Here is a 9,752-nt window from a genome sequence, read left to right as displayed (position 1 = left end):
CGTCATCCGAAATGGCCAGTGCGGCACATGTCTTGATTGAAACAATCAGTATGCCACTCCAGTATGGCGGACATACGATCGTTTCTTCCGTGACTGTCGGCGGTGCACTTTATGGATGCGACGGCATCGACGCCGAGATCTTGTACCAGAACGCCGACTTTGCCCTCTATCACGCAAAGGCAGAATGCAGAGGCGGTTTCATTCCCTTCGTGCCTGGGATGCGTACGGCTATCACCCACAGGATCCACACCATACGTGAGGTCGGTAACGCACTATCAGAAGGCCGCATCTTCGCTGCCTATCAGCCAATCGTGCGCATCGACACTGCCGAGATCGTTGGTGTGGAGGCGTTGGCCCGCATGCGTACTCCCGAAGGGCGAATTGTGCCCGCCAACGAGTTTCACGAAGCCATCTCGGACCCACGTATTGGCAACAATCTTACCATGCAGATGCTGTCGGAGGTGGCCGCGGACGTCAGAACCTGGCTCGACAACCGCATTTCACTCCAGCATGTCGGCATCAATGTTGCGAGCCCAGATTTCCAGAAAGGCGATCTCGAAGACCGGATCGTGCAAAGCTTCGCTGCCGCCGATGTTCCGCTCGAGCATGTCATCCTCGAAATCAATGAAACGGTTTTTATGGGCGGCCGCGACAATCACATAGCGCGAGCAGCGGAAAACCTGCGGGCCAAGGGAATGCGCGTTGCGCTTGATGATTTCGGCACCGGCCACGCCTCGCTTACCCACCTCCTGAATTTTCCCGTGGACTTCATCAAGATCGACAAGTCATTTGTTGACCGGATGATTGAAGACCAGCGGAGCCTGGTAATCGTCGAAGGTTTGATCGAAGTGGCACATAAGCTCGACATGAAGATCATTGCCGAAGGAATCGAGACGGAGGAACAGGCCAACAAACTGGTGTCCCTTGGCTGCATACTCGGCCAAGGCTATCGTTACGGGCGTCCCGCCTCAGCGGCGACCACCCTGGAACTTCTGCGGCGCTTTACACAACAACCCGACAGGCCTTCAAAATATCAAGTGCCTTATCGACTAAGAGCCTGATGGAATTCGGCATTCGAGTCGCATGCCGAAACGGTTTGATCGTGCCACAAGCCATCATCCAGGGCTATTGAGCCAAGTCCCACGGTCGCCTTGAGTCTCAAGAAACTCGCCCTTTCGATGGATGCCGGGCAGGCGCCGTTATGGATCAATGTGGCACGCCGTCAACAAGTATCGCCTGCCAGAATCGCGCCCCGGGAATAGGTGACGGCGCTGGTTACCGTGCTCTCCGGCATGAGGCCGGGAACGAGTCAGCTTGCATCAGGCGATCGAACTCGTCGCGCCTAGCCTCAGGGGCCGCGTCGCCGCCGGCAATGTCTGCTTTCAGGATCTGGCAAAGCTGGTCTCTATGGCCGACATTGGGCGCATTGCCGCTCGGCGGTTTAGGGGCCGATTCCAGACGGGCGGCTTTTCGGCACCGACGGCGGGATAGCTGCCATTTGTCGGAGGCGGTCAGGGTGACCGCTACCGACCTTAAAGTGATCATTTAGGACAAGAGCGAGTTTGCCGCGCAAGCGGTCGTTAACCCGCATCCATTGACCCTACCGCCAGCTTGGGTCCTTACATCTGCCCGAATGGCAACCGTCTGCGTCGGTCCAATCGCAACTTCAGCAAGCCACGGACCGACATCGATAAGGATGGCTCAATCCGGTATCGCGCGCGTCAGCAGGACTGCCAGGGCTGCGCGCATCGGCAGCGGTGCACGCCAAACATGCCCGCACGCAAGGTCACCCGCTCCATCCACGAGGCCGCTCGCGATGTGGCCCGTGATATCGCCACCACCGACGGCTATCTCGTATCACGCCGCGAGCGAAAGAAGGTCGAGATGCTGTTCGCCCACCTGAAGCGCATCCTGAAGCTGGAGCGCTTGCGCCTGCGCGGCCCCAACGGAGCGAGAGACGAGTTCCACCTCGCCGCAGCAGCTCAGAACCTCCGTAAAATGGCCAAGATGGTTCTGTACCGAGCCCCGCAGTCGAATGATCGAACATCCGGGCGCGCTTGCCGCGTTTCGTGTTACCCGCCTATCGATACTGTCCCCGACTTCTTCAACAGAATAGGGCGGGAACCGGACAGTCGGCTCGTGAGAGATACTACAGAGAAAGCGGACGCTCATACATCCGCGCTCCCGGTCGAAGCCAAGTTGATGAAAACCCTTCCCTGGCCGCGTTCGCTAAGGCGCTGCGCGCTCAGACCCCGGCATACCATTCGTAACCGCGGTCCTCCCAGAAGCCGCCATTGCCACCCCACAGGCCTGCGAAGCTGTCGACGATCTCAATCCGCATGACGTACTTGGCGTGCTTGTAGCCGAGCTGCCGCTCGACCCTGAGACGCAGCGGCGCGCCGTGTCCCACCGACAGGTGCTCGCCGTTCATCGCGTAAGCAAGGATGGTCTGTGGATGGAAGGCGTCGACAAGGTCGATGCTCTCGTAGTATCTGCCGCTACCGTCGAGCGTCCTTTCCAATTCGTCCGCGCAATGAAAGACCGCGTACCGCGCCGACGGCTTCAGCCCAACCGAGGAGAGAAGGGTCCCCAGCGGAACACCTGTCCACTTGCCGATCGCGCTCCAACCCTCCACGCAGTCGTGACGGGTGATCTGGCTGCGCGCGGGGAGCTTCTTCAGGTCTGCCAGGGACAGTTCCTGCGGTCGGTCGACAAGACCGTCGATCTTCAGACGCCAGGCTGCGAACCTGCCGTCCAGCAGCCGGGTATAGTCCTCGCCGTCGGGCCGGCTCGTCCCGTTGACCCGGAAGGTTGGCGAGATGTCTGTTTCGGCATATTCCCGCGCCAGAGCATCGTGGCCCTGGAGAAGCCTCTGCGTCTTCATAGTAAGTGTCTCGACGGAGCGTATTACCGCTCCCGGTTGGGCATCCGGTTCCCAACTATCGCAGCCCGCCAGCGCGAGCCCACTGGCACCAAGGGTGCTGCCGATCAGGAAGCGGCGGCGTGTGATGACGGTCATGCGTCAGGTCCCTCCTGTCGAATGGCATAGCGGCCCGTGATCATTGAACGCATGTTGTTCAAGGGGCCCGAGAGGATCACCATGGCGAGGTGTACGATGACGAACAGAACGACTAGCGATGCCGTGATGAAGTGGATCGTTCGTGCGGACTGACGCCCTCCGAAGATGTCGAGAAGGAATGGGAACGCCGCGTCGATGCCCGGGGACATGGTGAGTCCTGTCAGCAGCATGGTGGGCAGCAGCCCTGCGATCACCGCGATATAGGTGAGCTTCTGGAGCGTGTTGTAGCGTCTGGCACCGTCGCCAGTGGGGAACCTCAGACGTACATGGTCGATGATCTCTTGACCGAGGTGCCGCGGCGCCAGTTCGTGGCGGCCCAGCACGAGGTCACGGCGGAAATGACCGCTCAGGAGCCCGTGGCCAAGGTAGACTAGGCCATTTATAACGAAGGACCAGGCGAAATAGAAATGCCAGCGCCGGCCGGCGGCGAGGTCCTGGTAGGACGGAAGCGTCAGCCAGGCCGGAAAGGCCCGCGGAGTCGACGCGCCATCCTCCTGCGATAGGCCGAGTATTCCCGTCGTGGAGACGGAGACGCTGCCGACCGTCAGATGCCCTTGCCGCCCGCCACGACTTTCGCTCGCTCCGATAGCGAGGAAGGCGGGATCGGCATCGGCGCCATACTGACCCCAGTGCAGCCGGGGGTAGGCGTTAAATATCTGGAGCCCGCTCAGAAGCAGGATGCCGAGGCACAGCACATTCAGCCAGTGCGTCAGCCGCGTGAGCACGGCGTGACGCCGAATGAGGACGGTCCTGCCGCCTCGCGTCGATTGCGGGTATTGCGTATCAATAGACATGGGATTTGGTTCCGGTGCGTGGCCGGCGGGATCGGCCGGAAGGTCCACGACATCACCAGCCTGGAGGGGGAGCCAGGCTGGTGATGTCCTCGGCTCACATCGGCGGAACGACGCCGTTGGTGCCGACGACGATGCGTTGCGCGGTGATCGCGCCGCCCGCGTCCTTCTCGGCGGGAATGAAGACTGGCGCTCCCGGCTTCAGATCGGCCGAGGTAGCCGGAGCGAAGGTGACGACAGGCGTGCCATCTGGAACGGCAATCTTCTTGTCCTTTCCGTGGTAGGAAACGGTCACGGTCCGCCCGTCTACGCCCTTAACAGCGTCCGCCACTGTGGCGTTGGTCATGGTGCTGTTGGGCTTCAGATCCCATCCGAAGCTGCCCTCACCAGCACCTTTCAGGGCGGACGGGAAGATCAACACCTCGAGCGCACCATCGCCCCCGTCCTTCGTGGGAAGCGATGCGATACCGACATAGTCGCCAGGCTTGATGTCGGTGACGGCTGCATGTGCAACGCTCGACACCATCCATCCCTGGGCAAGGGCAATGTCGACGGTCTGGCCTTCGCGCGTGTTCACCGTCAGGCTCTCACCACTGAAACTGGCAATAGAACCCCGCACGCGAACGGGCTCGGCCTTGGCAGTCTGCGCGAAAGCGGGCGGCGCGCCCGCAGCGAGCGGTAGCGTGAAGACGGCGGCCGCAAGAAAGACCGGTACAAGTTTCTGAAGCATGATTATCTCCTTATACCTAGTAGTAGGTAGTTGTTGGCGCTCTAGGGACGGTCTGCGCGGTGCGCCAGGTACACGCAGAAGTCGGATAGTTTACCCGAGAGGGCCGCCTTCGATGCGGCGGCTCAGCTGAAGCCTTCCAGCACAATTTTTCCAATCGTCGTGCCGCTCTCGAGCTGAGCATGGGCCTTCTTCAGGTTCGCCGCGTTGATTCCACCAAAATGCGTGGTTGCGGTCGTCCTGACGCTGCCGGCGTCTACAGCCCGGGAAACCTCGTCGAGAATTCGCCCCTGTTCGCCCATGTCCGGCGTATTGAAGATCGATCTTGTGAACATCAATTCGTGATGAATGGAGACCGCCTTGCGCTTGAACTGCATGATGTCGAAATTCGACGGATCGTCTATCAAACCGAAGCGACCTTGCGGAGCGATGAGTTCTGCAACGTCGGCAACATGCTTGTCAGTCTGTGTCGTGGAGAAGACAAAGGCTGGGGCACCTATCCCGAGCGAGACGACTTGCTCGGCGAGAGACGTCGAATGGTCGATGACGTAATGCGCGCCGAGTGATCGGACGAAGTCCTGTGTTTCGGGTCTGGAAGCCGTGGCGATCACCGTCAAATCGGTAAACTGTCGCGCGATCTGAATTGCGATCGATCCGACCCCGCCGGCTCCCCCGATGACGAGGATCGCCGGCGCAGCACCAGGCACCGGCTTCTTTACGTCAAGGCGATCGAATAATGCTTCCCACGCCGTCAGAGAAGTCAGGGGCAGAGCCGCAGCGTCTGCCCATCCCAGCCGGGCCGGCTTGCTGCCGACGATGCGTTCATCGACAAGATGGAATTCGGCGTTGGTTCCGGAACGTGTGATTGAACCCGCATACCAGACCTCGTCACCTACCTTGAATCGGGTGACATCCGGACCGACGGATGCAACGATACCGGCTGCATCCCAGCCGACCACTTTCCAGTCGGCACCGGCCGCTGGCGGCGTGCTGCTCCGGACCTTATAATCGACGGGGTTTACCGAGATCGCCTTGACGTTGACAAGGATGTCATGACCTTCGGGGGAAGGCTTGGGAAGATCGATGTCGATGAATGATTCCGGTGCCGTGATTGGCAAGGGAGTCTTATAGCCTACCGCTTTCATTGAAATATCCTGCGCTTTGACGTTTGTTTGTGGGATTACTGGCCGAAATTGCGGAGAGCTTCCTCCCCGGCTTCCTGGTCCTGCGCCCAGCTTCCGCCGGAAATTCCAAGACCGCCGATGATCGCCCCATCCTCCATGATCGGGAAACCACCGGGGGCGGCCATGACGCGGGGAACATGACGCAGGTTCGAAGCGCCGCGGTCCTCCAGAAGATCGACCCACTGCGCGGTTGACAGGCCGAAGGACGCGGCCGTGTAAGCCTTGTCGATGGCGATATTGACCGCCAGGTAGGAACTCCTGTCACTGCGCTCGAAAGCCTTGAGATGACCCGCCGCATCAACAATGGCTACAACTGGTTCGAACCCGACGCGCTCGGACGCGGCAATCGTCACGGCAATGAGCCGGTCCGCCGCCTCACGAGTGATAGAGCGAGAGGTAAAACTTTTTGCAGACATTGGAAATTCCTTGCGTTTGCGATGTGGCCGTCTTCGACGTCGACCGAGCGCCGTACCGTCGTTCCGGTGACCTCCATTTAGCGGTACGAGCGCCTTGATGGGATACGCACAACGTTTGCCGATAGTATCAGTTTTGATACTTTCAGTGGCACTCACCCGTTTAAGGTTGGAGAAAAATACAACGAAAACAGACTGTTGTGCTGGAGTCTGAGCCGCGTGGCGGAAGCCCTGCGCGCTGGCATCAGTCGGGAGCGAAATGCTTGCAGCGACTGGAAAAATCGCATACCCTTTTGGTGCGAGTATATGCGGAATATGTTTGTACCTATCGAAAGGATACCATTATGGCAAAAGTCCGCCATTCTCGTTTCGACTGCAATCCTGGCTGCTCAGTTGAGGCAGCCATCAGTCTGATCGACGGAAAGTGGAAGTGCGTCATCCTCTTTCATTTGCTAGACGGCACGATGCGATTCAACGAGATCAGGCGGCAGGTCGCGGGCGTCACCCAACGAACACTCACGAACCAGCTCCGCGAGTTGGAGGAGGACGGCCTCATCAAGCGAAAGGTCTACGCTCAGGTCCCGCCGAAGGTTGAATATAGCATATCACCGCTCGGCAGGAGCTTGGAGCCAATCCTCGGCGCATTGAGGACTTGGGGCGATGACAATATCAGCAGATTTGGCAAACCGTTCGTCGCGAATGCGGCGTGATGGTATCGTTCATGAGCACCGATTGAAGATATCCGACCGACTTGGCGCCGAATTGATACTGGTCTGCTGCAGCACTGTCGGCCAATATGGCGATGGTAGAGACACCGGGCAGGACCTAGTCGGCGCAGCAGGCGGCGGTGATGCCAAGCTCTAGGGCCGCGCGGCCGAAGTTCCTGTGCTTCGCGACCGCCGAGAACATGCGAAGCGGTTGAGATCGATCGTCACTCTTCGGTTTTCGAACACTGTAGCCGTGGGCGATTTCTATCTCATGAATACTCTGTCCCCTATGAATTGAGATGGAAGACGCTCTCGCCCGAGCCATTCCCGGACATGCACCTTTATCTCGGCCTTCCGATTTACGAGATGGCGGTCACCGAAATGTTCGGGGCCAACGGATCGACATTTCACCTCAAGGAAATCTCCGGGCAAAGAGACGCCACAGTTACCAACCTGCTGGAAATGATCCGCCGGGAACTGAGCAAGCCGGCAGAACCGAGCGAAATGTACCTGCAGGATGTAGCGCATGCTCTGGCAGTCCACCTTGTCAGAACATACAGCCAGGATGGCGCGTCGGCTCCCTAGAGGAAGGGATTGCTTCTCCGATTACAAACGAGGGACGTCGTAGCCCCGTCGAACGCAAAGCTGTAACTTAGAAATCGACCACCGCCCTTACGACCGAACGACGTGCGGTCACTAGCGCTGAACTGTACTCAGAATTGCTCCGGTGATGATATCGAAGAGGCGTTCACCGCGTGACGCGAACGATGGCTGCTCGCCGATCCATCCGAGCGCGCCAATTAGCGCGAATATGTCCACACCATCGAGATTCCCGCGCGCCGTCCCCGTTTTTTGAGCGCGAGTGAGCAGCCTCGCCCCTGCTGATCGCAGATTTGTGCATGAGGCATGCAGCGCGGAGTCGCTGTCTGCGAGCGCAGCAGCCATCACTGCGACGATCCCATTGTAGCTTTGCACGAAGGCCACCGCGTCCCGTAACCAGAGCACGAGCGCTTCATCGACCGATTGTGACCTTTCGAGCTCGTCGGCCTTGCGTGTGAGTTCATCAAGGCTCGTGCGCAACAAAGCCTCGAGTAGCGCCTCGCGGGTTGGAAAATGCCGGTAGAGCGTCCCTAGTCCGACACCAGCACGACGCGCGATATCGCGAAGGGATGCGTCGACTCCATCCTCGTTGATTACCTCACGCGCGATCGAGAGCAGGAGATCGTAGTTTCTTTTTGCGTCGGCTCGCATCGGCTCATCTTGACAAACGGAACAGCGCTCCGAATATAAGGAGCAGTGCTCCGGTAGGTAGCATGTTAGCATTAAAAAGGATAGAGAAATGTCAGTAACCCTGCGATACAAGCCGTTCGGCAAGCACACTGGCTTGCGCGTCTCTGAATATGTTCTTGGGACCGCGAACTTCGGCATTGCATGGGGCGGCCATGGCGCCCAAGCCGACGAAGCCCGCCGAATCTTCGACGCCTATGCCGAGGCGGGGGGCAACTTCATCGATACTGCCAATGGCTATCAGGACGGTCAGTCTGAGGAGTTCATCGGTGACCTGCTCTCGGGCAGGCGTGACGAGTTCGTGCTGTCTACGAAATACGCGGTGAAGACCCACGCCAATTCCGGGGTCCTCGTGACCGGCAATAGTCGCCAGGCAATGGTCTCGTCGGTCGAAGCGAGCCTAAAGCGGCTCAAGACCGACCGGATTGATCTCTACTTCGTGCATGTTTCGGACGGTGTTACTCCGCTCGAGGAGATCGTGCGGGGCTTCGACGATCTCGCCCGCGCCGGCAAGATCCTCTACGCGGGTCTCTCAAACTTTCCGGCGTGGCGCGTCGCTCGAGCCGCGACCATCGCCGAGCTTCGCGGCGCTATTCCAATTGCGGGCATTCAAGTCGAGCATAGCCTCGTCCAACGCGCCACCGAGCAGGACATCATCCCCGCGGCTGAGGCGCTTGGTATCGGTGTGGTGGCCTACTCACCGCTGGGCGGCGGAGTACTGACGGGTAAGTACCGCGTGGGCGAGGATCAAGGCCGGCGCGACGAGGCTTGGGCTGGCGCCGGCTTCCAGTCCGAAAATAGCCCACAGCGCACCGCCATCATCGACACGCTCATCGAAGTTGCCAGCGAGTCCGACGTGACGCCGGGCGAGGTTGCTATCGCATGGGTTGCGGCCAAGGGTGCACTGCCGATTATCGGACCGCGCACGCTCGCCCAGCTTGAAGCCAACCTGGCGGCGGCAAAGGTCAAGCTGTCGGCCGAGCAGATCGGGCGTCTGGACGAGGTCAGCGCGATCCCGCGCGGCTATCCCTACACCGTGCTCGATGATCCGCGCATCAAGGATCTCCTCACGGGGGGCAAGGATGACTGGATCGACGCTCCGGCCGTGCCTGTTGCCTGAGGCACGTGGACGGCGGCTTGCGGAAGCTGGCTCGGGCTACTAGCTCGACAATACAAGTTTAGTGAGTGCAGGCGGGGAAAATACCGATGCCCAATCGGCGCCAACATCTTCTCATATGGCCGGATCTCGGGCTTCTGCGCTGGTCCGGCCATGGTCGCCACACCCGCCTAAAATGCTTCAAGAACGTGCTTGCGGCAAGCTCGCCGTTAGGTTCGATCGTCTGGAATGAGGGCGCATTGCTGTCATTTATAACGCAGAGATGTTGCCCCAACGGGTCAGCCATTCGCCTTCAGGCCGGGTCCTGCCGGGGACGCAGCAGGAGTTGTCTTAGGCGGCGCGCCTACACCCGCACCGTAAGCACCGGATCGAAATTGACGTTTTCATCATCATAGCCGCGGGGATTGCAGACGATACGCGTGTCGCCAATCTTGTAGTCGCAGCTAT

Annotated in this window: 10 protein-coding genes and 1 pseudogene; 5 read left to right on the top strand and 6 right to left on the bottom strand. The window is 59.6% G+C overall.

Annotated features, from left to right (window positions below):
- A partial coding sequence (locus ACX3P0_RS24930) for an EAL domain-containing protein (RefSeq protein WP_459092873.1) occupies positions 1–1,061 on the top strand: 1,061 nt, incomplete at its 5' end.
- Positions 1,062–1,620: 559 nt separating this feature from the next.
- Positions 1,621–2,013: pseudogene (locus ACX3P0_RS24925) on the top strand (transposase); the annotation flags it as partial.
- Between the two features lie 232 nt (positions 2,014–2,245).
- On the opposite strand, the gene ACX3P0_RS24920 reads toward ACX3P0_RS24925, so the two are convergent.
- The 5 genes from ACX3P0_RS24920 to ACX3P0_RS24900 all read right to left on the bottom strand — a co-directional run bounded on the left by ACX3P0_RS24920 (position 2,246) and on the right by ACX3P0_RS24900 (position 6,197).
- A complete protein-coding gene (locus tag ACX3P0_RS24920; RefSeq protein ID WP_459092871.1) occupies positions 2,246–3,019 on the bottom strand; it encodes a molybdopterin-binding protein in 774 nt (257 codons plus the stop codon).
- The gene (locus ACX3P0_RS24915; protein WP_459092869.1) at positions 3,016–3,873 is read right to left on the bottom strand and encodes a cytochrome b/b6 domain-containing protein; all 858 of its coding nucleotides are present in this window, start codon (positions 3,871–3,873) and stop codon (positions 3,016–3,018) included. The genes ACX3P0_RS24920 and ACX3P0_RS24915 overlap by 4 nt, the downstream gene beginning before the upstream one ends.
- Before the next feature lie 94 nt (positions 3,874–3,967).
- Positions 3,968–4,600 carry a hypothetical protein gene (locus tag ACX3P0_RS24910; protein ID WP_459092867.1) on the bottom strand — a complete coding sequence of 211 codons (633 nt, stop codon included), beginning with the start codon at positions 4,598–4,600 and terminating at the stop codon, positions 3,968–3,970.
- Positions 4,601–4,722: 122 nt separating this feature from the next.
- Complete coding sequence (locus ACX3P0_RS24905; protein WP_459092865.1) at positions 4,723–5,742, bottom strand: zinc-binding alcohol dehydrogenase family protein; 1,020 nt, start codon at positions 5,740–5,742, stop codon at positions 4,723–4,725.
- Positions 5,743–5,777: 35 nt separating this feature from the next.
- Complete coding sequence (locus tag ACX3P0_RS24900) at positions 5,778–6,197, bottom strand: GlcG/HbpS family heme-binding protein (protein ID WP_459092863.1); 420 nt, start codon at positions 6,195–6,197, stop codon at positions 5,778–5,780.
- Between the two features lie 341 nt (positions 6,198–6,538).
- On the opposite strand from ACX3P0_RS24900, the gene ACX3P0_RS24895 reads away from it, so the two are divergent.
- Together ACX3P0_RS24895 and ACX3P0_RS24890 are read left to right on the top strand one after the other, a co-directional pair.
- The gene (locus ACX3P0_RS24895; RefSeq protein ID WP_459092861.1) at positions 6,539–6,904 is read left to right on the top strand and encodes a winged helix-turn-helix transcriptional regulator; all 366 of its coding nucleotides are present in this window, start codon (positions 6,539–6,541) and stop codon (positions 6,902–6,904) included.
- Between the two features lie 330 nt (positions 6,905–7,234).
- Positions 7,235–7,486 carry a hypothetical protein gene (locus tag ACX3P0_RS24890; protein ID WP_459092859.1) on the top strand — a complete coding sequence of 84 codons (252 nt, stop codon included), beginning with the start codon at positions 7,235–7,237 and terminating at the stop codon, positions 7,484–7,486.
- Positions 7,487–7,597: 111 nt separating this feature from the next.
- On the opposite strand, the gene ACX3P0_RS24885 is transcribed toward ACX3P0_RS24890, so the two are convergent.
- Positions 7,598–8,152: a TetR/AcrR family transcriptional regulator gene (locus tag ACX3P0_RS24885; RefSeq protein WP_459092857.1), complete on the bottom strand. Its 555-nt coding sequence runs from the start codon at positions 8,150–8,152 to the stop codon at positions 7,598–7,600.
- 88 nt (positions 8,153–8,240) lie between these two features.
- On the opposite strand from ACX3P0_RS24885, the gene ACX3P0_RS24880 reads away from it, so the two are divergent.
- Positions 8,241–9,308 carry an aldo/keto reductase gene (locus tag ACX3P0_RS24880; RefSeq protein ID WP_459092855.1) on the top strand — a complete coding sequence of 356 codons (1,068 nt, stop codon included), beginning with the start codon at positions 8,241–8,243 and terminating at the stop codon, positions 9,306–9,308.
- Positions 9,309–9,752 lie beyond the last annotated feature (444 nt).

Source organism: Mesorhizobium sp. A556 (assembly GCF_054489545.1).
This window is presented reverse-complemented; position numbering and strand designations above follow the sequence as displayed.